Source organism: Sphingobacterium sp. WM, assembly GCF_029542465.1.
Classification (GTDB): Bacteria; Bacteroidota; Bacteroidia; order Sphingobacteriales; family Sphingobacteriaceae; genus Sphingobacterium; species Sphingobacterium cellulitidis.
Genome location: NZ_CP120709.1, coordinates 2,061,731 through 2,085,490, shown reverse-complemented (window position 1 = coordinate 2,085,490; position 23,760 = coordinate 2,061,731). Strand labels below are relative to the sequence as shown.

Annotated in this window: 22 protein-coding genes; 14 read left to right on the top strand and 8 right to left on the bottom strand. The window is 35.9% G+C overall.

Annotated features, from left to right (window positions below; genetic code table 11):
• The first annotated feature begins 4 nt into the window (after window positions 1-4).
• Both truB and PZ892_RS08955 read left to right on the top strand, forming a co-directional pair.
• Window positions 5-727 carry a tRNA pseudouridine(55) synthase TruB gene (gene truB, locus PZ892_RS08960; protein WP_277712846.1) on the top strand — a complete coding sequence of 241 codons (723 nt, stop codon included), beginning with the start codon at window positions 5-7 and terminating at the stop codon, window positions 725-727.
• A 25-nt stretch (window positions 728-752) separates the two neighbouring features.
• Window positions 753-1,733, top strand: coding sequence for a bifunctional riboflavin kinase/FAD synthetase (locus PZ892_RS08955; RefSeq protein ID WP_277712845.1), 981 nt, complete (start codon window positions 753-755; stop codon window positions 1,731-1,733).
• 101 nt (window positions 1,734-1,834) lie between these two features.
• On the opposite strand, the gene bshB1 is transcribed toward PZ892_RS08955, so the two are convergent.
• From bshB1 to PZ892_RS08940, 3 genes are read right to left on the bottom strand one after another with little or no spacing between them, the layout of a single operon-like run.
• Complete coding sequence (gene bshB1 / locus PZ892_RS08950) at window positions 1,835-2,554, bottom strand: bacillithiol biosynthesis deacetylase BshB1 (RefSeq protein ID WP_094256404.1); 720 nt, start codon at window positions 2,552-2,554, stop codon at window positions 1,835-1,837.
• A gap of 49 nt (window positions 2,555-2,603) precedes the next feature.
• Window positions 2,604-3,101, bottom strand: coding sequence for a redoxin domain-containing protein (locus tag PZ892_RS08945; RefSeq protein ID WP_094256403.1), 498 nt, complete (start codon window positions 3,099-3,101; stop codon window positions 2,604-2,606).
• A 12-nt stretch (window positions 3,102-3,113) separates the two neighbouring features.
• Window positions 3,114-3,704 (bottom strand): DUF4294 domain-containing protein, encoded by a 591-nt coding sequence (locus PZ892_RS08940; protein WP_277712844.1) that lies wholly within the window; start codon window positions 3,702-3,704, stop codon window positions 3,114-3,116.
• A gap of 192 nt (window positions 3,705-3,896) precedes the next feature.
• Here PZ892_RS08940 and PZ892_RS08935 point away from each other — a divergent pair, with 192 nt between their 5' ends.
• The 6 genes from PZ892_RS08935 (at window position 3,897) to PZ892_RS08910 (ending at window position 12,040) form a co-directional block, all read left to right on the top strand.
• Window positions 3,897-6,101, top strand: coding sequence for a bifunctional (p)ppGpp synthetase/guanosine-3',5'-bis(diphosphate) 3'-pyrophosphohydrolase (locus PZ892_RS08935; RefSeq protein WP_277712843.1), 2,205 nt, complete (start codon window positions 3,897-3,899; stop codon window positions 6,099-6,101).
• 80 nt (window positions 6,102-6,181) lie between these two features.
• On the top strand, window positions 6,182-6,676 hold the full coding sequence (locus PZ892_RS08930) for a transcriptional repressor (protein WP_094256401.1): 495 nt from the start codon (window positions 6,182-6,184) through the stop codon (window positions 6,674-6,676).
• A 199-nt stretch (window positions 6,677-6,875) separates the two neighbouring features.
• Entirely contained in the window at window positions 6,876-8,147 is a 1,272-nt protein-coding gene (locus PZ892_RS08925; protein WP_094256400.1) for an adenylosuccinate synthase, read from the top strand.
• Window positions 8,148-8,152: 5 nt separating this feature from the next.
• The gene (locus PZ892_RS08920; protein WP_277712842.1) at window positions 8,153-9,433 is read left to right on the top strand and encodes a chorismate-binding protein; all 1,281 of its coding nucleotides are present in this window, start codon (window positions 8,153-8,155) and stop codon (window positions 9,431-9,433) included.
• 143 nt (window positions 9,434-9,576) lie between these two features.
• On the top strand, window positions 9,577-10,581 hold the full coding sequence (gene asnA, locus PZ892_RS08915) for an aspartate--ammonia ligase (RefSeq protein WP_277712841.1): 1,005 nt from the start codon (window positions 9,577-9,579) through the stop codon (window positions 10,579-10,581).
• Between the two features lie 70 nt (window positions 10,582-10,651).
• On the top strand, window positions 10,652-12,040 hold the full coding sequence (locus PZ892_RS08910; RefSeq protein WP_277712840.1) for an exonuclease domain-containing protein: 1,389 nt from the start codon (window positions 10,652-10,654) through the stop codon (window positions 12,038-12,040).
• Here PZ892_RS08910 and dinB read toward each other — a convergent pair.
• Window positions 12,032-13,102, bottom strand: a complete 1,071-nt coding sequence (gene dinB, locus PZ892_RS08905) for a DNA polymerase IV (protein WP_277712838.1) — start codon at window positions 13,100-13,102, stop codon at window positions 12,032-12,034. The two genes, PZ892_RS08910 and dinB, sit on opposite strands and share 9 nt — an antisense overlap.
• Window positions 13,103-13,211: 109 nt before the next feature.
• Between dinB and PZ892_RS08900 the strand changes: the two genes are divergently transcribed.
• From PZ892_RS08900 to PZ892_RS08880, 5 genes are all read left to right on the top strand, one after another.
• Window positions 13,212-14,087: a carbon-nitrogen hydrolase gene (locus tag PZ892_RS08900; protein ID WP_094256395.1), complete on the top strand. Its 876-nt coding sequence runs from the start codon at window positions 13,212-13,214 to the stop codon at window positions 14,085-14,087.
• 72 nt (window positions 14,088-14,159) lie between these two features.
• Window positions 14,160-15,233 carry an agmatine deiminase family protein gene (locus tag PZ892_RS08895; RefSeq protein WP_094282070.1) on the top strand — a complete coding sequence of 358 codons (1,074 nt, stop codon included), beginning with the start codon at window positions 14,160-14,162 and terminating at the stop codon, window positions 15,231-15,233.
• Window position 15,234: 1 nt separating this feature from the next.
• Window positions 15,235-16,437, top strand: coding sequence for a porin (locus PZ892_RS08890; RefSeq protein ID WP_277712836.1), 1,203 nt, complete (start codon window positions 15,235-15,237; stop codon window positions 16,435-16,437).
• A gap of 127 nt (window positions 16,438-16,564) precedes the next feature.
• Entirely contained in the window at window positions 16,565-17,683 is a 1,119-nt protein-coding gene (gene lpxB / locus PZ892_RS08885; protein ID WP_277712835.1) for a lipid-A-disaccharide synthase, read from the top strand.
• A gap of 44 nt (window positions 17,684-17,727) precedes the next feature.
• Window positions 17,728-18,351, top strand: a complete 624-nt coding sequence (locus PZ892_RS08880) for a hypothetical protein (protein ID WP_094256391.1) — start codon at window positions 17,728-17,730, stop codon at window positions 18,349-18,351.
• A 69-nt stretch (window positions 18,352-18,420) separates the two neighbouring features.
• Here PZ892_RS08880 and PZ892_RS08875 read toward each other — a convergent pair whose 3' ends face one another.
• The 4 genes from PZ892_RS08875 to PZ892_RS08860 form a co-directional block, all read right to left on the bottom strand.
• The gene (locus tag PZ892_RS08875) at window positions 18,421-19,599 is read right to left on the bottom strand and encodes an ABC transporter permease (RefSeq protein ID WP_277712834.1); all 1,179 of its coding nucleotides are present in this window, start codon (window positions 19,597-19,599) and stop codon (window positions 18,421-18,423) included.
• A gap of 5 nt (window positions 19,600-19,604) precedes the next feature.
• Complete coding sequence (locus PZ892_RS08870) at window positions 19,605-20,570, bottom strand: efflux RND transporter periplasmic adaptor subunit (protein WP_277712833.1); 966 nt, start codon at window positions 20,568-20,570, stop codon at window positions 19,605-19,607.
• A gap of 2 nt (window positions 20,571-20,572) precedes the next feature.
• On the bottom strand, window positions 20,573-21,964 hold the full coding sequence (locus PZ892_RS08865) for a TolC family protein (protein WP_277712832.1): 1,392 nt from the start codon (window positions 21,962-21,964) through the stop codon (window positions 20,573-20,575).
• 177 nt (window positions 21,965-22,141) lie between these two features.
• Window positions 22,142-22,702: a Crp/Fnr family transcriptional regulator gene (locus PZ892_RS08860; RefSeq protein WP_094256388.1), complete on the bottom strand. Its 561-nt coding sequence runs from the start codon at window positions 22,700-22,702 to the stop codon at window positions 22,142-22,144.
• A gap of 192 nt (window positions 22,703-22,894) precedes the next feature.
• Between PZ892_RS08860 and PZ892_RS08855 the strand changes: the two genes are divergently transcribed.
• Window positions 22,895-23,641, top strand: coding sequence for a head GIN domain-containing protein (locus tag PZ892_RS08855; protein ID WP_277712831.1), 747 nt, complete (start codon window positions 22,895-22,897; stop codon window positions 23,639-23,641).
• The last annotated feature ends 119 nt before the right edge of the window (window positions 23,642-23,760 follow it).

Sequence of the window (23,760 nt, the reverse complement as noted above, 5' to 3'; positions counted from 1 at the left end):
ATAAATGAGCGAGAATTTAGAAGGGCAAGCTAAGCCAAAGTTTACTTTTGCAGAGGGAGAAGTATTATTGATAGATAAACCATTGACATGGACAAGTTTCGATGTTGTGGGAAAATTGAGGAATAGTATTAAGCCTTTGAAAGTAAAGGTAGGACATGCTGGCACGCTAGATCCACTGGCAACGGGTTTATTAATAGTTTGTACAGGTAAAATGACCAAGCAGATTGATGGATTCCAGGCGGAGGATAAAGAATATACGGGAAGTATTACCTTGGGTGCCACTACCCCATCCTATGATTTGGAAACCGAAATTGATCAGACCTTTGATTATTCATTTATTACAGATGAAGATATTCTTGAAACGGCAGCAAGTTTTGTAGGTGTTCAAGATCAATATCCACCGGCACATTCTGCTATTAAGATAGGTGGAGAACGAGTTTATGAGAAAGCTAGACGAGGTGAAGAAGTAGAGTTAAAGGCTCGTCGAGTTGAGATCATGGAGTTTGAGGTAGAGAAAATAGAATTACCAAAGGTATATTTTCGGATAAAATGCAGCAAAGGGACTTACATACGTTCCATTGCGCATGATTTTGGAAAGAAATTAAAATGTGGAGGACATCTATCTTCCCTAAGAAGAACGAAATCCGGGAATTTCAATGTAAAGGATGCCTGGGAACTAACTGAATTAATTAACCAAGTAAAAGAATTAAAGAACCAGGCGGTTTAATAATTCAAACTTATAGCAATAAATAATGAAAATTTACAGGAATCTAGATGAATTCAAACCATTGGATTATGCTATTGTAACGATAGGAACATTTGATGGGGTCCATGTAGGTCATCAGAAAATTCTAAATAAGTTAAGAGAATTAGGGAAAGATAATACTGGGGAGACTGTCCTATTGACTTTCTACCCACATCCCAGACTAATCATCAATCCAGATGATGACAGTCTGCGATTAATAAATGATATTGAAGAAAAAGTAGAGCGGTTGAATTTAGCGGGCATAGACCATTTAATTATCACTCCATTTACCAGAGATTTTTCGAATCAAAACCCTGAGGAATACATTTCAGATGTCTTGGTCAATAAAATAGGCTGTAAGAAAATAGTTATTGGCTATGATCATCATTTTGGCAAGGACAGAAAAGGTACTATCAAAGATTTGATTCATTTTTCTGAAATCTTTGATTATTCGGTAGATCAAATTCCAGAGCAAGACATTGAGGATGTTGCTGTATCCTCAACGCGTGTAAGAGAGTCCTTGATTAAAGGTGACATCATTACGGCGAACAAATATTTAGGTTATCCATTCGAACTAACAGGAACGGTAGTTAAAGGCGATCAAATTGGCAGGGAGATAGGTTTTCCAACGGCTAATTTACGTATCCATGAATCGCATAAATTAATTCCAGCCTATGGAATTTATGCAGTTGAGGTTGAGATTTTCCCAAAGACAACAGAGATAGTGACAGGAGATTATTATGAACCTGTTCCTGAGCGAGTTGCCAAGGGTATGTGTTATATTGGTACCCGACCAACGATTGATGGAATGAATCGTAAGATAGAAGTCAACCTATTGGATTTTAATGATGATTTGTATAGCAAAACGATTCGCGTAAAATTTCTTGAGTTTATTCGTCATGACCAGTGGTTCGAAAGTTTAGAGCTAATGCAAGAACAGATTAAGAAGGATGAGGAAGCTATACGTGGTTATTTTGAAAAAAAATAATTCATCTTTCTAGAATGATATACATAAAAAAAGGACCTTAAATTGGTCCTTTTTTTATGTATATCATATTTTTCAGAAAGCTAATGTTTCTAACCTCAATATTAATAAAGCTCAAATAAATCTTTTACTCCCAAGATTTTCCTACTTGTAAATCCTTCAGCATACTTAACTTGGATAGATCTTCCAAATTCGTGTGCTCTTGCCTTAGTAGAATCCATAAAGTCAGGATTTGAGATATACGTTTGAGGTTCATCATCTTGATTTTCCACGTTGAATTGGGAAGTATAAGCCAATATTGATTGTTCTTTAATATCCCAATATTCTGTGATATCAATTAATATATCGGGTTGAATATATTTATCCTGAATTAGTTGCAATTGCAGTCTAGGGCGAAAAGGTTCTTGGGATTGACCATCCAATTCGGTTTCGATTCTGCGTAGACCTGCCAAGAATAGAGCATCATTTACGAGTTTGCTAGCTCTACCATGGTCTGGATGACGATCTTCCCAGGCATTTGTGATTACGATTTCGGGTTGAAATTTACGAATCGCCTTGATTACTTCTCTTTGACCTTCTTCATTATTTTGGAAAAAACCATCTCTCAATTTCAGGTTTTCGCGAACTGCGACATTTAAGATTTTAGCGGCATTTTGGGCTTCTTGGGCACGAATTTCCGCTGTTCCCCTGGTTCCAAGCTCACCTAAAGTTAAATCAACAATTCCTACAGTTTTTCCTTCGGCAACATATTTAGCAATAACCCCTCCTGCGCCTAGTTCAGCATCATCAGGATGTACAGTCATAACAAGTAAGTCTAATTTCATGAGATTGTGTATTAAGTACAATACACAAAACTACTAAAAAATACTACTATTAATGGTCGCCCAGGAGCTCTTCAATGCGATTGTGGACTTTCTTTGACATTGGGCTAGTCAATGAATAAAAATGGTCAACCACCTCTCCTTTTTTGTTGACGAGGTATTTATGAAAATTCCACATGGGGGAAGTTCCAATTTTTCCATTTTCATTGATGTTAGTCAAATATTTATAAAGTGGGTCAGTAAATTCACCTACGACATGAATTCTTTTAAACACGGGGAAAGTAACCTGTTGATTCACACGACAAAATGTTTCCAGGGTTCTACCGGTTAGGGGTTCTTGATTACGAAAATCGTTCGAGGGGAATGCGAGGATTTCAAACCCTAGTTCCTTATATTTTCGATAGAGATTTTCGAGAGTTTTAAATTGTTTATTAAAGAAACAATTACTTGCTGTATTGACAATAAGTAAAACCTTACCTTCAAAATCTCGTAGTGATTTTTTATGTCCACTAAATTCCAATGCGTTATAATCATATACGGTTTTACTCATAGTTTCATAATTTTAAGGGTTTACCATTCGCCGCGATCTTTCATATTCGCGAATAATATTTTCTATTTCATAATCTTCACGGGGATCATATGTACTTTTTAAGTTATGCCCAAATATTTTAGCGACACCTTGATACAGGAATGCTGAAATATTACCTTTCATATCTTTTACGAGGTCGTAGCTTGTGTTTCCGGTTTGTCTTTCAATGAGTTTAATCAGGATTTTACCTTGGGAAACGCTTAAATTTTTCACTTCTGAGGTGATTTTTTCTTTGATTTCCCTTTCACATTCTTTGATTAATTTTTTCTCTTCACGTCTTGAGTTTGCTAATGCCAAGTCTCTATCGAGTTGTTCATATCGTTTTTGGGCGTAAATAGCATACGGTAGAACGCGAATTACATTTCTTCTGAGTCGTAGGTATTTAATGCGGTCTTCTTCTGATTTAAAGGTTCTTTTCGCATATATTACGACTTCCTCAATAGGAAACCAAGGTACTACTTCGCCATTATCGAGGGTTGTAGTAGCGTAATGTTCTACTACTTCTGGTTTGCCTGGTCCATACTGGGGTTTTATCAGTGTTTGGGCGTTGCTGGCTAGCGACATTACAAACAAGATAAATCCGATAAAAACCCACTTTATATTACTTCCACACATCTTCAATATAATATGCCCTATATGATAAATTTAATTTTTTTCTGTATATTTATACTTTACAATTTAGTATAAAATCTTTAATTATTTATTCACTAAATATAGCAAAATATTTTATTTTTTTATTGATAGGACTGCAATTTTATGGAAGAATATGTGATTGATATTGAGGCTGAAAATAAGGAAATCCGTAAAAGATATCGCGCACTTTTAAGAGCCTGTAAACCGACTCTACAGAAGGGTGACAAGCAGCAGATTCGGAAGGCATTTGATTTAGCCTTGGAGAGTCACAAAGATATGCGTCGTAAATCTGGGGAGCCTTATATTTACCATCCGATTGCTGTGGCTCAAATTGCTGCAGAAGAGATTGGCTTGGGGACCACTTCCATTGTTTGTGCATTGCTACATGATGTTGTAGAGGACACAAGTGTCACCTTACAGGATATTGAGGAACAATTTGGGAAGAAAGTCGTTCGGATTATTGATGGTTTGACTAAGATATCCGGGATTTTTGATCCGAATAGTTCGATGCAAGCTGAGAACTTCAGGAAGATGTTATTGACCCTTGCGGACGACGTTCGGGTTATCTTGATAAAACTGGCGGATCGACTTCATAACATGCGTACGATGGAGTTTATGGCTCGTCATAAGCAATTGAAGATCGCTTCAGAGACCAGTTATTTATATGCTCCTTTAGCGCATCGATTGGGCTTATATGCAATCAAGTCGGAGTTGGAAGATCTTTCCATGAAGTTTACCGACCCAGATACTTATAAATTTATTGCCAAAAAGCTAAACGAGAAGAAAGCAGAACGGGAGAAGTTTATCGTGGACTTCGTCACTCCTATTCAGGAAATTTTAGCAGAAGAAGGCATTAATGCCTCTGTTTTTGGGCGACCGAAATCAATACATTCCATTTGGAATAAGATGCGCAAGAAGTCTATTCCGTTTGAGGAGGTTTATGATTTATTTGCTATCCGAATTATTATTGATACGGAGGATGAGAAGGAGAAAACCGAATGTTGGAAAGTTTATTCGATTGTGACGGATTTATATCGTCCGAATCCGGATCGCTTACGAGATTGGGTTTCTTCACCGAAGGCGAATGGTTATGAATCTTTACATACGACGGTTATGGGGCCTAGAGGTCAGTGGGTTGAGGTTCAGATTCGGACCAGAAGGATGAATGAAATTGCGGAGAAAGGATTTGCTGCCCACTGGAAATACAAGGAGTCAAATTCTGATAATGGTCTTGATCAATGGATTCAAAAAGTTCGTGATATATTAAGTAATCCAGAGCCAAATGCCTTGGACTTTGTGGATGACTTTAAAATGAACTTATTTTCGGATGAGATATTCATATTTACTCCCAAAGGTACCCTTGTTCAGTTACCAAATGGGGCGACGGCTTTAGATTTTGCATTTGAGATACATACTGATATTGGAGCAACCTGTATTGGAGCGAAGGTAAATCACAAGCTAGTACCTTTGAGTCATGAGCTTCAGAATGGAGATCAGGTCGAGATCATCACTTCAAGTAAACAGACGCCGAAGGAAGATTGGTTAAATTTCGTTGTTACGGCGAAGGCCAAGTCAAAGATCAAATCTTCATTAAAAGAAGAGAAACGTCGAGTTGCTGAAGATGGTAAGGAGATTTTGGAGAGGAAATTAAAATCCTTAAAGATCACTTACAATACGGATAACATCAATAAGATTTCTAATTTTTTCAAGTATCCGAGTTCACAGGAGCTTTTCTATAATGTGGCCAAAGGGACCATTGACATCAAGAATCTGAGGAATTTTGTGGCCAATGAACGTTCTGAGGATCCGAATCAGAATCAATTTCAGTCACATATCAACGGGTTGGTTGAGAAGATCAACAAGAAAGATGATACGATTTTAATTGGTGATGATTATCAAAAGGTGGACTATACCTTGGCACCGTGTTGTAATCCAATTCCTGGGGATGATATATTTGGATTTTTAACGGTGAATAATGGGATAAAAATTCATAGAACGAGTTGTCCAAATGCTTCAAAATTGATGGCAAATTATGGTTATCGGATTTTAAAGGCGAAATGGGCATCATTACATAATAGCGTTGCATTTTTAACCGGCTTAAAGATTGTTGGTATTGATGATGTTGGATTGGTGAACAAGATTACCATGGTTATTTCACATGATTTCAAGGTTAATATCCGTTCTTTATCTATTTCAAGTAATGAGGGAATATTTGAGGGGGATATTATGGTTTTTGTGAATGACACGAATCAATTAGAAAGTTTAATTAAACATTTGAAACAAATCCCGGGTATTACTGGAGTTACGCGATACGAATCGGAGAATTAAAGACTTACAAGGTCTTGACAATTCAGGAGGATAATAACGTAGTAATTTGGTAAATTTGGGGCTTATAAAGGAAAAACCTTATGAAACAAGGGGAAAATTACGAAACCGTAAAGAAGATTTTTGAGGCATACTTAGAGAACAAGAATTTAAGGAAAACGCCTGAGCGTTATGCTATTTTAGAGGAAATCTATTCTAGATCGGACCACTTTGATGTAGAATCTTTGTATATCCATATGAAGAACAAGAAATATCGGGTAAGTCGTGCTACGGTTTATAATACATTAGAATTATTGGTATCCTGTGATTTGGTTACGAAACATCAATTTGGCCGTAACATGGCTCAGTTTGAGAAATCCTATGGATATAAGCAGCATGACCATGTTATTTGCATTGAGTGCAACAAGGTTGTTGAGTTTTGTGACCCAAGGGTTTATCAGATTCAGTCAATGATAGGAGAATTATTGAATTTTGATATCAAGCATCATTCCTTAAATCTTTATGGAATATGTGCTGACTGTCGAAAAAGCAAGCCTAACCAAGAGGCTGCAATAAAAGAAGCAGTAATTTCAAATTAATTTAACATTCGAAAAATTAATATATACCTTTGTTCGGAAAAAGGCTAATAACATCCTTTTTCCGAATTTTTTTTTTGAAGGGGTCTATGGAAATAGGCAGATAAAACATTTATTATTTTTTGATTGAAGGTAATATCTGTTTTAGTAGAGTTCATGAATAAACAAATAAAATTTTAACTAATAAATTTCAAGTAATACTATGCAAGTTGATGTGCTATTGGGATTGCAGTGGGGAGACGAGGGAAAAGGAAAAATCGTTGATGTTTTTTGTCCTAAATATGATTTGATCGCTCGTTTTCAAGGCGGACCAAATGCTGGACACACTTTAGAGTTTGACAACAAGAAATTTGTATTAAACACTATTCCTTCAGGAATTTTCAATGAAGGGACCCTTAACCTAATTGGTAATGGAGTAGTAATCGATCCTATCATTCTAAAGAGAGAATTAGACAACCTAAAGGCTGCTGGATTTGATCCAGTTGGCAAGGGTAATTTAGTGATTGCTCGTAAAGCTCATTTAATTCTTCCTACGCATCAACTATTAGATGCGGCATCAGAATCAAACATGGGTGCTGGTAAAATTGGATCAACGCTGAAGGGTATTGGTCCGACTTACATGGACAAGACAGGTCGTAACGGACTTCGTGTTGGAGATACTACCCTACCTGATTTTATGGAGCGTTATGAGAAGTTAAAACAGAAACATTTGTCAATGTTGTCTCATTACGGAGAGATTCCTGATTTTTCGGAGAAGGAAAAAGCATTTATGGATGCCATTGAATTCTTGAAATCGATTCCACATGTTGACTCGGAGCATTTAGTAAACCAATACTTAAAAGACGGGAAACGCGTATTAGCGGAAGGTGCACAAGGAACATTATTAGATGTTGACTTTGGATCATATCCATTTGTGACTTCATCGAATACTACCACAGCAGGTGCATGTACAGGATTAGGTATTGCTCCTAATAGAATTGGAGAAGTTTATGGTATTTTCAAGGCTTATGCGACTCGTGTTGGTGGAGGTCCATTCCCTACCGAATTAGAGGATGAGACAGGTGAAAAACTTCGTCAATTGGGACATGAGTTTGGAGCAACTACAGGTAGAGCACGTCGTACAGGCTGGATTGATCTTCCAGCTTTAAAATATGCGATTATGATCAATGGTGTTACTGAGTTAATTATGATGAAAGCAGATGTATTGGATACATTTGACAAAATCTACGTATGTACGCACTATAAATATCAAGGAGAAACGATCGATTACATGCCATATGAAATCATTACACACCAACCTGAGCCAATTTTAAAAGAAGTTGAAGGATGGAATACTGATTTGACTGGTATTCGTAGTAAGGATGAAATTCCTGCGGCATTGAACAACTACATTTCTTTCCTTGAGCAGGAATTAAATGTTCCAATCAAGTATTTGTCAGTAGGTCCAGATCGTACTCAAACTATTGTTTTATAATTGACATGGCAAAAGCCATATTTGAAACAGATACCAGTCGATTTTTACTTCAGGCATTAACATGGTCTAAAGGGTTTGATACGGTATGTCTATTTCAATCCAATGGTTTTCAAAATCAATATTCAAAGATTGGGAATATTTTAGCTTTAGGAGCTAAAAGTGAATTCTCAGCAGTAGAAGGTTCTGTTTTTGCGGGACTTGAAGAATATAAATCCCGGTATCCTCAAACCATGATACCGGGATTTCTTAGTTATGATCTCAAGAACGAGATTGAAGAATTGGAGACCAGGCATCCCAATCCATTGGGTTTTCCAGACGCATATTTTTTTGTTCCAGAGATCATTATTGAATTTAATCCAAGCTTTATTTGTATAGAATCAGATGATCCTGAGCAGGTATTTGAGTCTATTTTAGGAGCTGACCTTTTAGATGAGCAGTATTCATTTGAAGGGAAGATCAAGCCAAGAATGGATCAGAAGATGTATTTTGATGCATTTCAAAAGATTCAGGATCACATCCATCAAGGTGATATATATGAGGCAAATTTATGCCAGGAATTTTATGATGACCAAGCGTTTCTCGATCATCCAGAAGCCTTATACTTACGATTAAATAGTTTATCTCCTACTCCATTTTCATCTTTTATAAAGGTTAAGGACAAGTTTATTATCAGTGCTTCACCGGAGCGTTTTCTAGCAAAGCGAGGAGATACCTTGATTTCACAGCCGATAAAAGGAACCGCTGCGCGAGGTTTGGATGAAAAAGAGGATCGAGAATTACGAGAGAATCTTGCTAATAATCCGAAGGAAATTGCGGAGAATGTCATGATCGTTGACTTGGTTCGGAACGATCTTACTCGGAGTGCTATACCAGGCACCGTTGAAGTGACTGAAAAGTTAGGGATTTATAGTTTCGAGCATGTTCATCAGATGATTTCTACGGTTTCCTGCAAGATGGATATGAGCTTAAACAATACAGAGGTAATCCGTAATACCTTTCCCGCAGGTTCGATGACCGGAGCTCCAAAAATTTCAGCGATGAAGTTATGTGATCGATATGAGAATTCACGTCGGGGCGTTTATTCAGGAGCAATAGGATATTTTTCAGCGGATGGGGATTTTGATTTCAATGTTGTTATCCGGACTATTTTATATAATTCGACCAATAATTATCTTTCCTTCCACACGGGAAGTGCTATCACGGTCGATGCGAATGCAGCCTATGAATTCGCAGAATGCTACACCAAAGCAAGTGCGATTTTGAAAGCATTAGAACAAAAGCTTTAAATAAATTCATCAGACACCCAATAATTTGTAGTTATTTTTGCAATAAAATCTGCAAATCATTAACATTTTGTTATTTTTGTTTCGATTATGAAAATTAGTTGGCAGGAGTCATACTAAGCTATGTTTATATTGTAAAATTTTTAATGGGACGTCATATTTTAAAAAGAGAGCAGGCGATTACGTTTGTAAAGGAAACTTTTGCATCTCGATTGAAAGAAGTGTTAAATTTAACCCCAGTATCCTCTCCTATTGTGGTATTGGATGGAACGGGAATTAATGATGATTTGAATGGGATTGAGAGACCAGTTTCATTTCCGATCAAATCATTATCAGATCAAAAAGCTGTAGTTGTTCATTCACTAGCAAAATGGAAAAGAATTCGTTTGAAGGAATTGGAAATGGAGCCAGGCGAAGGGATACTAACTGATATGCGAGCATTACGTCCAGATGAGGATTACTCGCCAATTCACAGTATTTATGTTGATCAATGGGATTGGGAGAAGTGTATTCGATATGATGACCGCAATTTAAATTTCCTAAAAGATACTGTTGAGAAGATATATGATGTTATCTATTCCACAGAACAATCAGTTTCAGAGAAGTATCCCCATGTAGAAGCAATTTTACCCAAGGAGATCAAATTTATTTCTTCGGAGGAGTTGTTGTTAACTTACCCTCATTTATCGGCTAAAGAAAGAGAGAATGCTATTTCCAAGGAATATGGGGCAGTCTTTGTATATGGTATTGGAGGAGTATTATCGAATGGCCAAGCACATGATGGTCGTGCGGCTGATTATGATGACTGGAGCACGGACAATACCCTAGGGTATAGAGGATTGAATGGTGATATTTTGGTTTGGAATCCAATATTAGGAAGTGCCTTTGAGTTATCTTCAATGGGTATCCGAGTGGATAAGAAAGCTTTAATGACACAATTAGAGATTAGAAATAGTTTAGATCGTCAGCGATTGACTTTTCATCAAATGTTATTAAATGATTTACTACCGGAATCCATAGGAGGAGGAATTGGTCAGTCGAGAATTTGCATGTTTATGTTGAAATTAAAACATATTGGTGAAGTTCAGGTGAGCATTTGGGATCCAAAGAAAAAAGAAGAGCTTCTAGACCAAGGAGTAGAATTATTATAATTTTTGTAAAAGCATAAAAAATAATACTAATAATTTTAGTAAATAGAATTATTAGTATTATTTTTGTTTAATGGAGTCTTCACAGTTTGCGATTGTAGATATTGAAACTACTGGTGGTTATGCTTCTGCCAGTCAAATTACGGAAGTTGCGATTTTTATATATGATGGCGAACAAGTCATTCAAGAATATTGCACTTTAGTAAATCCTGAACAACCTATCCCCTTCCATATTCAAGCTTTGACAGGGATTACCGATGAAATGGTCAAGGATGCTCCTGTTTTTTCCGATGTTGCCGAAGAAATCTACAATTTGTTATCAGATCGGATTTTTGTTGCTCATAATGTTCATTTTGATTATTCATTTATACAGTCATCCTTAAAAAATTCAGGATACGATTGGAAAGCATCCAGACTATGTACAGTTAGACTGAGTAAGAAAGTTTTTCCCAATTTAAATTCATATAGTCTAGGCCGCTTATGTCAAACTTTAGAAATCAGGAATCAAGATAGACACCGAGCACGCGGTGATGCTGAAGCTACCGTAACATTATTTCAGAAAATTCAGCAAGCAGATCATGAACAGATTATTATCAACTCCATCAAACATAAGGCGAAGGAGCAGCGAATACCAACCCATATCCCCGCTGAGCTCATTCATAATTTACCAAGTAGTACTGGCATTTATTTATTCAAGAATAACAGTGGTAAAATTATCTATGTTGGAAAGGCGAATAATATCAAAAAGCGAGTAATTTCACATTTCACGGGGAATAATACAGGTCAACGACGTCAAAGCTTTATTAATGAAATCTGCCAAATAGAATTTCAGGAAACCGGTACAGAGTTAATGGCATTTTTATTAGAGTGTCATTATATCAAAAAGAACTGGCCGATTCATAACCGTGCATTGAAGAAATTTGAACCTAAATATGGTCTTTTGGATTATGAGGATCAAAATGGATATATCCGATTATCTGTTTGCCAAGTTCGTAAAAATGTAAGGCCAATTTATTATTTCAGTAGTGTTCAAGAATCCACACAATTTCTGTTGAGTATGATCAAAGAGTTTGATTTAGATTTGAGATTATGCTCCTTTTTTATTAATCCCAATGCTGCAAAGGAAACAAAGGAAGTACCAGATAAATTGGATCTTCCCGAAACTGATTTATACAATTCCAAAGTCACCCAGGCAATTGATTCCATCTTTAATCGAAAAAGAAGTTTTTTAATTATAGACAAGGGGCGAAATTTAGAAGAGAAAAGTTATATCTATTATAAAGACAATAAGGTTTATGCCTTAGGTTTTATTGAAAATTCTATTGAAGAATTAGATATTGAACAGCTTATTAGTCAGGAAAATTTGGTGATCAATAATTATTATATGAACCATTTGGCAGAAAGCTATGCGGGCTTATACCCGCATAAAGTAATGATTATTAAAGCTGGGGTGTTAGAATAGCGATAATTGATAGCCAACCTCTTCGGTAGTCTCTAAATCATTAAAATTAGAAAATGTTATTCCAAGAAGTCTTACCCTACTATCCTGGAGATTAAGTTTATCCAAAAGTTCGATCGCTTGAGTTTGAATTTCTACGAGTTGATCAATTGGGGAAAAGAAGGTTTTACTTCTGGTGATCTGACTAAAGTCGCTAAATTTTATTTTTAGGGTTATTGTTTTCCCAAATTTATCGGCTTTTTGAAGTCTTTTAAATAGTTTTTCGGCAATACGATTAATTTCATCCAGCATATCTTCATAAGTTCGCAGATCAGTTTCGAAGGTGTCTTCCACACCAATTGATTTACTAATTCGGTTGGGTTTTACTGGTCGATTATCTTCACCGCGTACAATTTGGAAGAAAAATTTCCCTGATTTTCCGAAATGATGAATCATTTCAATTTCGGAGAATCTTTTAAGATCAATACCATTAAATATTCCCATTTGGTTCATTTTCTTGGCTGTTACCTTTCCTACACCGAAGAACTTATCAATGGGTAATTTTTCGAGGAAAGGAATAATTTTGGAGGGACCAATAAAGGTTAATCCGTCAGGTTTTTGGAAATCAGAGGCAATTTTAGCGACAAATTTATTTACAGAAACACCTGCAGAAGCTGTTAATTGGAGTTCAGATTTAATGGCTTCTTTGATTTGCTTTGCAATTTCAATTGCAGAGCCTATTCCCAGTTTATCTTCTGTTACATCGAGATAGGCTTCATCAAGTGACAAAGGTTCAATCAAGTCTGTATATCTTTTAAAGATAGCCCGAATATGGTTTGAGACTTCCTTATAAACATCAAATCTAGGATAGGTAAATTTTAGATGCGGGCAAAGTTGAAGAGCCATCTTAGAAGACATAGCGGATTTCACGCCATATTTTCGAGCTTCATAGCTTGCCGTAGCGACGACACCTCTTCCATCGGGCGATCCACCGACAGCAAGGGGTATACCTCTAAATTCGGGGAAATCCCGTTGTTCGACAGAGGCATAAAATGCATCCATATCGATATGAATGATCTTTCGCATAATCCAAAAGTAAAAAAATGGAATTAATACTTCATGTAATAAACTCAAATTAGGGTATAAGCCATGAAATAATCTTATCTTTGCGCAAAGGTCAAAATAATATAAAGAAATGAGTAAAGTTAAAGTTGGTTTAGTTCAAATGTCTTGCGTAAAGGATAAACAAGCTAATTTGAATAAGGCTATAGATAAGGTTCGTGAAGCAGCTGCAAAGGGAGCACAAATTGTATGTTTACAAGAGCTTTTCACCTCTTTGTATTTCTGTGATGTAGAAGATTACGACAATTTTGATTTAGCGGAAGCTATTCCAGGTCCTTCCACTGATGCATTATCAGCAGTTGCCAAGGAATTAGGAGTAGTTATCATTGCTTCGTTATTTGAAAAAAGAGCACAAGGATTATATCATAATACCACAGCAATACTAGATGCCGATGGTAGTTATTTAGGTAAATACCGTAAGATGCATATTCCGGATGATCCTGCATTTTACGAGAAATTTTACTTCACACCTGGTGATTTAGGATATAAAGTATTTCAGACGAAATTCGGTAAGATCGGGGTATTGATTTGTTGGGACCAATGGTATCCAGAAGCTTCCAGAATTACAGCATTAATGGGTGCAGAAATTATGTTCTACCCTACTGCGATTGGTTGGGCAACGGACCAAGATGAGGAAACCAACCAAGACCAATATAATGCATGGCAAACGATTCAACGTTCACATGCCGTTGCGAATGGCGTTCCTGTAGTTTCAGTAAACAGAGTAGGTTTTGAGCAAGATGGAGCGATGAAATTCTGGGGAGGAAGTTTTGTGACGAATGCGCAAGGTAAATTATTATACCTAGCTTCCCACGATCAAGAAGAGGTAGAAGTTGTAGAAGTGAATTTAAATGAGTCAGACTTCTTCCGTAAGCATTGGCCATTCCTTCGTGATAGACGAATTGAGACTTACGGTCCAATTACCAAGAGGTTTATTGACGAAGATTAATTCATAAATGATTTAGAAAATATAAAACTATGTTTTGGATTCAAGGCATAGTTTTTTTTACGTTAATTTAAGATGACGACACATATTAACTCAGATTTATATAAATACGAAGATACTCCCAAAGGACAGGGCTTTGAATTTCCTGCGGAATGGGAATTACAAGATGCCCTTTGGTTAAGTTGGCCACATAAGGAAGAATCCTGGCCTGGAAAGATAGATACGATATATTCTCCCTATTCAGAATTCATCAAATTAGTTGCGGAAGACCAATTGGTTCGGATCAATGTTAAGGATGAAGAGATGAAAGCATTTGCAATTTCCCACATTGAAAAATCGGGAGCAAAAATGGAAAACATTAGTTTTTATTTCAACCCGACTAATGATGCTTGGTGTCGCGATCATGGACCGGCCTTTGTAATCAACCGCCAAACTGGGGAAAAAGCAATTGTAGACTGGGGTTACAATGCATGGGGAGGAAAATATCCTCCATTTGATTTGGATGATGTGGTTCCAACGAAAATTGCTAAAGAATTTAATTTAAAACTGTTCACTCCTCCAATTGTTATGGAAGGAGGCTCAGTTGAATTTAATGGCAAGGGCACAATTTTAACCACCACAGCATGTTTATTGAATGAGAATAGAAATCCTCAGCTTAATAAGGAGCAAATAGAGGGATATTTGAAGGATTACTATGGTCAAGAACAAGTTCTTTGGTTAGGCGATGGTATTGTTGGGGATGATACTGATGGGCACATTGATGATATCAGTAGGTTTGTTTCAGAAGACACCGTTTTAACGGTAGTTGAAGAAGACAAGAATGATGAAAATTACGAACTTCTTCAAGAGAATTTAGAGAATTTAAGAAGCATGAAATTAAAGGATGGTAGGTCATTAAAAGTTGTAGAGCTTCCAATGCCACGTCCAGTAGAATATGAAGATCAAAGGTTACCTGCCTCCTATGCAAATTTCTATATTGCAAATAAGGTGGTAGTAGTACCTATCTTCAATGACAAGAATGATCAAAAAGCACTAGAAATAATACAAGGTTGTTTCCCGGACAGAAAGGTAGTTGGTATTGACTCGGTTGATATCATTTGGGGATTGGGAAGTTTCCATTGTTTAAGTCAACAAGAACCTTCAATATAATATGAGAAACCTAAAACACATCAGTTTATCTTTGGTCTTACTTTTTCTTGGAATTTTTATGGTCCAAGCTCAGGAACGAGATGACCGAGCGACAATTTTAAATTTTAAGGGAATACAGTACAAATCCAATGACTCCTTATTCTATATCAACTTTCGCTTTAGAATGCAGAATCGATTAGGATTTAAACAAGAGCTTAATGATTTAGATGACGGGAAATTTGATGCACGGATTAGGAGGCTACGGATGCGTATGGATGGATATATTTATACTCCAAAGATTTCATATTCAGTACAATTAGCATTCACCCGCAGTGATCAAGATTACGATGACACTAAAATTCCTAATATTGTTAGGGATGCGGTAATGTTTTATAATTTCACGGATGATTTTTATGTGTCCTTTGGTCAGAATAAATTACCTGGAAACCGTCAGCGTGTAAATTCCTCGGGACAGTTACAATTTGCGGACCGTTCAATAGTAAATGAAAACTTCACCTTGGACCGTGACTTTGGGGTATCCTTGAATTTAAGTAAGAAGATCGGCGATATGCCATTCAATGCGAAGGCTGCCGTTTCAACGGGAGAAGGTCGTGCGGCAGCATCTACTGATCCAGGACTTGCTTATACAGGTAGAATTGAGTTTTTACCATTAGGTGATTTCACAAATGATAATGACTATCAGGAGGGTGATTTAGAACGTGAAGAAACTCCTAAATTATCGATTGGTGGTGGTTATAGTTACAATGACAGAACAAAGCGTGAAGCGGGTCAATTAGGAAGATTTGTAAAGAATCCATTTACCTTCAAAATCGCTTTTGCGGATGCGATATTTAAATATAATGGTTTTGCATATCAGGCTGAGTACATGCGTAGGGATGTAGATAATCCATTCAACGTAACGGATGAAGAAACACCACAAGAAACTGTTGCTTATAAAGGTTGGGGTGTTAATCAGCAGGTTTCATATCTATTGAACCATGGCTATGAAGTAGCCGGACGCTATACTTATGTAGAGCCTCATAAAGATATCCGAGCATTTGAAAGACAAACGGAGGTGATGGAATTAGGATTAACCAAATATATGAAAGCACACCGTTTAAAATTCCAATTGAACGGCACCTATACCTTTAAGGATGGTAATTTTAACAACCATAATGACAAAAGTTCTTGGGGAGCTATGTTCCAAGTAGAGTTAGGGATTTAATCATTCTCATAAAAATATTTCAAAGGCTGCAATTCATTTGCGGCCTTTGTTATTTTATCCTATGGAATTTCCTGAAATATTGCATCATGGTAATAAGAATCCTTATCTTTAAAGATTAATTATTGCAATGAAGTATTACTTAATAGCTGGCGAAACCTCAGGCGATCTACATGGAGCGAACCTGATAAAAGCATTAAAAAAAGAAGATCCGGAGGCGGAATTTCATTTAGTTGGAGGCGATCAGATGCAGGAAGCTGCAGGCGTTCCAGTTTTGATCCATACCTCGGAGATGGCATTTATGGGTTTTGTGGAAGTTTTGATGAATTTAAGGAGTATTTCCAGAAACTTAAAGAAAGTCAAAGCAGATTTACAAAAGGTACGACCTGATAGTTTAATTCTCATCGATTTTCCGGGCTTCAATATGAAGATTGCGGAGTTTGCGAAAAAAATTGGGATATCTGTAAATTACTATATTTCCCCTAAAATATGGGCTTGGAATGTGAATAGGGTTTATAAAATTAAAAAGGTTGTAGACCATATGTTTTGTATCCTACCATTTGAGGTGAAATTTTATAAGGAATTCAGATATCATGTTGACTATGTAGGGAATCCATTGCTGGATGCCATTTCAGCCTATGAATTTCAACCAGATTTCCGAGAAAAGAATGGATTAGGAAATAGTCCGATCATAGCCTTACTTCCGGGGAGCAGAAAAATGGAGATTGAACATCTTCTACCGGAAATGGTTGAATTATACCATCGATTTCCAGTTCATCAATTGGTTATTGCAGGAGCACCAAACATTGATATTAGCTTATACGAACGCTATATCGGGGACTACCCTATCAAGGTATTATTTGATCAGACCTATGATTTATTAAAACATTCAGAAGCAGCGGCAGTAACCAGTGGTACAGCAACTTTGGAAACAGCATTATTAAGAGTTCCTCAGGTAGTTGTATACAAAGCTAATCCAATTTCGGTAATGATTGCGAAACAGGTAATCAAGGTGAGATTTATTTCTTTGGTAAATCTGATCAATGATTATTTATCTGTTATTGAATTAATTCAGAAGGAATGCACTACTGCGAATATTGCTGATGAATTGGGTCAATTGATTACAGACCCAGAGCATAGGGCTAGTGTATTAGAGAATTATGATGTGCTAATAGAGAAGATGGGTACTCCGGGAGCATCAGAAAAAACGGCAAAATTGATTGTTGAATATATGAAATCAGAAAATTAAACTTTTCTATCAATAAATTGTCCTATAACTAGGAGGAAAATAAAATGAAATATGTATTAAGTTTAGCTCTACTTTTAGGGAGCTTCTTAGGTTATTCACAAGAAGTTCAACATATATCCAAATTAGAATTAGGAAGAAAAGATAAGAAAATTTACAACAGAGGAGACTCATCCATGATATTAAAGATTGACACTTTAATTATGAAGGATAAGTCCAAGTTGGAATTTTATGCGAAGAAGGATGTAAAATTGGATATTGGATATGCAGAGATAGGAAAGAATGTGGTGATTACGGGACAAGACAGTAAGAATAATGCGACCAATTTTGATATTGATGTCCGTTTTAACAAGTTAGGTTCCTTATTTGTTATTGCCAGAGGGATTGATGCTTTCAATGGCACAAGAACTTTTCCAAATGGAGATGGTGGTAATGTAAAAATCAATTATGATGCATCTGCGATAGTACCACAGACAAAAGATAAAAAAGCGACAAATTATTTATTTGTTGATGTTCAACAAGGTGGATTAAGAGTTAATCCTACGAGTGAAATAGGTCAAATTTATAGTCGAATTTCGATGTCGCCCCCGGGTTTACGCGGAATTCCACAAGGTCAGGTCTATTCTGGATCACCTGGAAAAGAGGGATCAGTTGAAATAAAAGCCAAATAAAAAATTAGGCTAAAGCGCAATAAAAAATGTCCATTCAGTAGATTAAAATCTTGAATGGACATTTTTTATTTAGTTAGATTCAGTCACAATTACTTTTTCTTTTTTTGCTTTATTAATTTTCAACTGCAATAATATTATGGATGCGATTAGCGTAATTACTGCTATAAGTGCCAGACCAATGATTGGCCCTTGGATATATGCAGAAGTGCCTTTTTCGATCATCAATGTTCTAAAAATTTGCAGATAATGAGTTAGGGGTATCATTTTAGCGATAGCAACCACCCATTCAGGCATTTGGCTTAGAGGCCAAGTAAAACCACTCAAAATAAAACTTGGGGTTGCAATAACCATAAGAATCTCAGTGGCTTTCAATTGACTAGGAATTGCTATACTGACTAAAATTCCGATGAAACTCACGGCTAATAAAAATAGCATTGTAGATCCAAAGAAAGTCCAGCCATCTAATTCCAAAGGCATCCTATACCATATTGAATAACCATAATAAAGGATAAAAATCAATATGGACATTAGAATGTAAGGAAGAATCTTAACCAATATCAATAGAAATACATTTTTTGATTTCGCTACTAATTCCTTAAAGGTTCCATTTTCAAATTCTGAGGCAAAACTAAGTGCTAATCCCAACATCATGACCTGTTGTAAAACCGTCAGCAATACTCCTGGAAGCATAAAATACAAATAGTTTCCACTTCTGATATTCTGTTTGATCATGGTAATTTTAAAGGGTTCAAACTGTTTAGAGGCAACAAATTCAGGGACACCTTTCTTTTGTTGAGCTTTAATTTGAATCCCTGCTTTCAATGTTGAAGCTGCGACATTTACTGCCATCATTGCATAATTCGAAGTCAGAGTGTTTGATGCATTGACAAACAATGTTAACTCAGTACTTCTATTATAATTGATATCAGAAGAGAAGTTCCGAGGAATTTGAACCACTACAGTTGATTCGGTTTTCATAGCCTCGTCTTTTGCTTTAAATGGATCATTCAAGACCTTAGCTACATAAATTACTTCGTTTTCCTCAAACATATCGATCAGCTGTCTACTGAGCGGACTTCTATCCTCATCCACAACGATAATCGGTAGGTTTGTTACTTTTCCTTTTTTATAGACCCCTCCTACTAATACACCATAAAGTATAGGAGCACCAAGGAATAAGACAAGCAATACTTTGTTTTGAAAGAAAAGCTTGAATTCTCTAATTATTAAACTCCAAAAATTCTTCATGATCATTAGTTTTGTTTGACTAAGAAGGTTGCTTTCGTTAATAAATCTTTAGATTCTTGTTTATTAACGGGTTTTAAATGCACTTCAAATAATGTTTCTTGTTCTTCAAAGTCAGGATAAGCAGTTGAAATATTAGCATAAGAACTCAAAGGCTTAATGGTTTCTACAGTTGCTTTGATTTCTTTATTATCCAGATATGGGATAGTCAATGTTTTTTCCTGACCTTTTGTAAATTCCTTCACTTTGCTTTCAGGTATAGTCACTCTAAAAAATGTTGCATCATTAATATAACCAGAAACCAGACTATAACCCGCCAGACCAAGTTCACCGACTTGAAGGTTGATATTTTCCACCGTCATATCCTGAGGAGCCAAGATGTATCTTTCTTTTGCGGCCACATTTACTTCATCCACTGCACCCAATGCACGTTCCTTTTGACCTAAAGCCATACGTTGTTGTTCTATTCTAGCTCCATGTTGTACATCTGCCAATTCTGCTTGTGCAGCAAGATATTGGTTTTTTGCACCTTGGTATTTAGCATAAACTTCATCATATTTTTGTTGAGCGATCAAGGAATCCTTCAGAAGGTTATTCATACGATCCAAGGATTTTTGCGCAAAGTCATATTGTTCTTTGAGCCCATCCACTTTGGCATGTAGCTGTTTCATCTGGCCATCCGTAGCCCCTTTTACAGCCATTTCATATTGAGCTTGAGCTGCAGCAAGTGCACCCTCAGCCTGAATAGATTTTGCATCAACCTCTGGAAGTTCCAAAACAATCAGAGTATCACCTTTATGCACGCTCTCTCCTACTTCAACAAGGATTTTTTGAATTTTTCCAGGAATTTTGGTGGTGACAGCGATTTGATCCCTTTCAATTTTTCCTTCTAATTTGGTTTCTTTTTTAGTCTTGTCCCCAGAACAACTTTGTAAAAGAATAAGTCCAGCAATAGTGTATATAATATTTTTCATGATTATTTCGTGATGGTTTGATATAAGTTTCCGTTCGCTTTTAATAATTCTGAAGCTGCAATTCGTTGGCTCAGCACTTGATTATAAAATCCTAGAGATTGTTTATAGTATTCATTTTCAGCTTCCAATCGTTCAGTGACGTCAGATAATCCTTCTTCAAACTGTCTGGATGCCAAATGCAGATTATTTTTAGCAATTTCAACTTGTTGATTACTTACATTGATTTTTTTCAATGCTAAATTATAGTCGACTTCTGTTTTACGCTGTAATAGGGATAGTTTTTCTTTGGTATCCTCCAATTTATTTTGGTTGATTTGCAGGTCAAGTTTAGCTTTGTCAATAGCAGTTTTATGGGCTTTACCTTCAAAGATTGTCCATTTCATCCCTACCCCAAGAGCAAAATTAGGAGCCATTCTCAGATGGTTTGATTCTAATTTTAGATCACCTAGGTGCGGTAAATCTTTCAAAGTCATATCGGTACCAAAAGCATTGAAGTAAGAAATATTTCCAAAAGCAAATACTTGAGGTAGCTTAGCTCCTTTTTCTTTTTTAAGAACAAATTCATACGCTTTTTGAGATGCTTCCAAAGCTTCCAGCTCTTTTCTATTCATTTGTTTTGCGGAATTCATTTCGAGGTTTATTTCTTCAAGCTGATAATTCACAGCCTGTAATTCCTCTAAACTCATACCTGTCAATTCTTGTAATTTGTAGTACAATAGTTCTCTGTTACTTTGTACCTCAGCTTTTTTGCTTTCCAGTTCGAGCATTGCGAGTTTAATTTTATCGCGGTCATAGGGGATTGCAAAGCCGTTTTCAATACCTTTGATTACTTTTTGATGTTCTTTATTCAATCTTTTTTCAGAATCATTAATCAAGAGATCTACTTCTTTTAGTAGCATCAATTGGTCAAAGCTTTGCATTATTTCTTGTGCCAATTGGTCGTAACCAGCTTCAGTCATTAACTGTTGAGCTTTGAATTTTTGTTCCAAAGCTTTTTGTCCATTGGTAATTTGGAGGCCACTAAAAATAACTTGAGTTGCAGTAACACCAGCCATTCCAATCTGAGTTGATAAATTCATTCGTTGAGAGCCATCAAAAATACTTGAACCTAACAAAGGCAAGGTTTTGGTAGGTAGATCCAAATCAATATTGCTATTTAAATACCCATACATTGCATTTGCGGAAACTGTAGGCAATAGTTTACCTCTTACGTTTTCACGGTCTAATGCGACTTTTTGGTTTTCCAAATTAGCATTGATGAATGTTTTATTATGATAGACTGCTTTCTCAACAGGAGATTTAAAAGGTTGCAGACCTTCTTGGCCAAAGGCAGACATACTTGTAATAAGTATTATTGCTAAGCTAGATAAGGTTTTATTTAATCGAAAATCCATTTTGAATTAGTTTGACTTAATCTTTTAACAAGACAAAGATGCAAGTGTTTTATAGGAATAATTTTCAGATATCTTAAAAAAGACCTTATTGGGATAAATATTAGTGTAGAAAAGAGGATAATCTAGGATTTAGATTAAAAATTATTGTTGAAATAAATTATTTCGAGACCGGAAAAATTATTTCAGACCTCGGATTACAGAAAGTGTTTGTTGCGAGATTCCTAAATAGGAAGCAATATGACCTAATGAGGCATTTTGAAATAATTCAGGATTTTCCTCGATCAGGGCGTTGTATCTTTCATGCGCGGTTTCGAATTGCATTTTATAAAACCTGTTGGAAAAGTTTATGAGGGAATCCAGGAGGACTTTTTGAATGATTTTATTAACCGTAATATTTGTGTTTGCAAGTTCATCTATGGCTGCAAAAGGGATACGGCAAACCTTAGATGGAGCCAAAGCTTGAAAACCAAACAACGATGGTTTTTTATAAAAAACACTTTCAATGCCCGTTCCAAAACTATTAGGACCGAAGAAATAATGAGTAATTTCTCTTTTGTTTTTATAATAGTAGATTCTAGTGAAACCAGACTCAATAAAATAAATATATTTTAAGTAAGCACCTGGTTCAAAGATGATTTCACCCTTTGCATATTCCTTCACTTCAATTATTGAATCAAAGAATTGTTCAATTTCATCATTAATATGATATAGATCTTTAAAGTAATTTAAAATAGTCATGGAAACTCGCTTGAGATAAACCTTGAAAATATTGTTTTTTATTGGCCTAGACAAATGAAATAAGTAATAATTTCTAAGTTCAGGTTCAAGCATAATGAATTAAAGAATGGTGATAAATTTCATTTAATAATTTATACATTTATTGATAATAATCTGATACTAACAGATAGAAAAGAACTAATCAATTAAAAGATGAAAATAACACTTAGCATGCTTATGTTGGCCTTTATTACAATGGCTCATGCGCAACACAAAGAATCTAGGAAAATAGGGAGTTTTTCTGAGATTTCAGTTTCAGCAGGAATTAAGGTTAAATTCATAAAATCATCCAAGAATGAGGTGCTGGTAGATGTATCTAAACAGGTGTATCTTTCAAAGATTGAAACAGTGGTAAATTCGAGGGATCTCCAAATACGAGTAAAAAGAGGAAGTCAAATCAATTCGAGGACTCCTATTAAAGTTACTGTTTACAGTAATTCTATGGTAAGAACTATTTCAGTAAGTTCAGCTGCTTCTCTTGAAATCCTTGATCCAATCAGTGTAAACAATTTCAAAGCGGATTTATCATCATCGGGAAGTTTAGTTACAGGCAAAATAGAGGCGAAATCTTCAGAAATTAATTTAAGCTCTACCGGTAAGATGCGTGGTGAATTGAAAACGGAAGAACTACAAGTTAGTGCGTCTAGTGCTGGAAACTTAACACTTTCTGGGTTATCGAAAAATAGTGAATTTGATTTATCGTCCAATGGAAAAGGGAATCTTGAAAACTTTAAGACTGGGGATTTAGAAGTTAATGCAAGTTCTGGTGGGAGTTTAATAATTGGGGTTAGCAATTCAATAACGGCCAATGTAAGTTCTGCAGGAAAGGTTGAATATATTGGAAATCCAAAATCCAAAGATATCAATAAGTCATCTGGTGGCAGTGTCACTCAGCGATAAGAATATACAATATTAAATATGAATCACAGGGGTTACCATAAAAAGTAACCCCTGTGTTTTTATATAGTTTATTATTTCAATAATGTTTTTATAAAGTTTTTTACTCAAGATTAGTTTTT

Excerpts from the sequence above, each read along its gene's own strand:
- PZ892_RS08875 (WP_277712834.1), bottom strand. The coding sequence starts at position 19,599 with ATGAAGAATTTTTGGAGTTTAATAATTAGAGAATTCAAGCTTTTCTTT.
- PZ892_RS08940 (WP_277712844.1), bottom strand. The coding sequence starts at position 3,704 with ATGTCGCTAGCCAGCAACGCCCAAACACTGATAAAACCCCAGTATGGA.
- truB (WP_277712846.1), top strand. The coding sequence starts at position 5 with ATGAGCGAGAATTTAGAAGGGCAAGCTAAGCCAAAGTTTACTTTTGCA.
- PZ892_RS08895 (WP_094282070.1), top strand. The coding sequence starts at position 14,160 with ATGACGACACATATTAACTCAGATTTATATAAATACGAAGATACTCCC.
- PZ892_RS08855 (WP_277712831.1), top strand. The coding sequence starts at position 22,895 with ATGAAAATAACACTTAGCATGCTTATGTTGGCCTTTATTACAATGGCT.
- PZ892_RS08890 (WP_277712836.1), top strand. The coding sequence starts at position 15,235 with ATGAGAAACCTAAAACACATCAGTTTATCTTTGGTCTTACTTTTTCTT.
- PZ892_RS08865 (WP_277712832.1), bottom strand. The coding sequence starts at position 21,964 with ATGGATTTTCGATTAAATAAAACCTTATCTAGCTTAGCAATAATACTT.
- PZ892_RS08920 (WP_277712842.1), top strand. The coding sequence starts at position 8,153 with ATGGCAAAAGCCATATTTGAAACAGATACCAGTCGATTTTTACTTCAG.
- PZ892_RS08900 (WP_094256395.1), top strand. The coding sequence starts at position 13,212 with ATGAGTAAAGTTAAAGTTGGTTTAGTTCAAATGTCTTGCGTAAAGGAT.
- bshB1 (WP_094256404.1), bottom strand. The coding sequence starts at position 2,554 with ATGAAATTAGACTTACTTGTTATGACTGTACATCCTGATGATGCTGAA.
- asnA (WP_277712841.1), top strand. The coding sequence starts at position 9,577 with ATGGGACGTCATATTTTAAAAAGAGAGCAGGCGATTACGTTTGTAAAG.
- PZ892_RS08935 (WP_277712843.1), top strand. The coding sequence starts at position 3,897 with ATGGAAGAATATGTGATTGATATTGAGGCTGAAAATAAGGAAATCCGT.
- PZ892_RS08860 (WP_094256388.1), bottom strand. The coding sequence starts at position 22,702 with ATGACTATTTTAAATTACTTTAAAGATCTATATCATATTAATGATGAA.
- PZ892_RS08880 (WP_094256391.1), top strand. The coding sequence starts at position 17,728 with ATGAAATATGTATTAAGTTTAGCTCTACTTTTAGGGAGCTTCTTAGGT.
- PZ892_RS08870 (WP_277712833.1), bottom strand. The coding sequence starts at position 20,570 with ATGAAAAATATTATATACACTATTGCTGGACTTATTCTTTTACAAAGT.
- PZ892_RS08930 (WP_094256401.1), top strand. The coding sequence starts at position 6,182 with ATGAAACAAGGGGAAAATTACGAAACCGTAAAGAAGATTTTTGAGGCA.
- PZ892_RS08925 (WP_094256400.1), top strand. The coding sequence starts at position 6,876 with ATGCAAGTTGATGTGCTATTGGGATTGCAGTGGGGAGACGAGGGAAAA.
- dinB (WP_277712838.1), bottom strand. The coding sequence starts at position 13,102 with ATGCGAAAGATCATTCATATCGATATGGATGCATTTTATGCCTCTGTC.
- PZ892_RS08955 (WP_277712845.1), top strand. The coding sequence starts at position 753 with ATGAAAATTTACAGGAATCTAGATGAATTCAAACCATTGGATTATGCT.
- PZ892_RS08910 (WP_277712840.1), top strand. The coding sequence starts at position 10,652 with ATGGAGTCTTCACAGTTTGCGATTGTAGATATTGAAACTACTGGTGGT.
- PZ892_RS08945 (WP_094256403.1), bottom strand. The coding sequence starts at position 3,101 with ATGAGTAAAACCGTATATGATTATAACGCATTGGAATTTAGTGGACAT.
- lpxB (WP_277712835.1), top strand. The coding sequence starts at position 16,565 with ATGAAGTATTACTTAATAGCTGGCGAAACCTCAGGCGATCTACATGGA.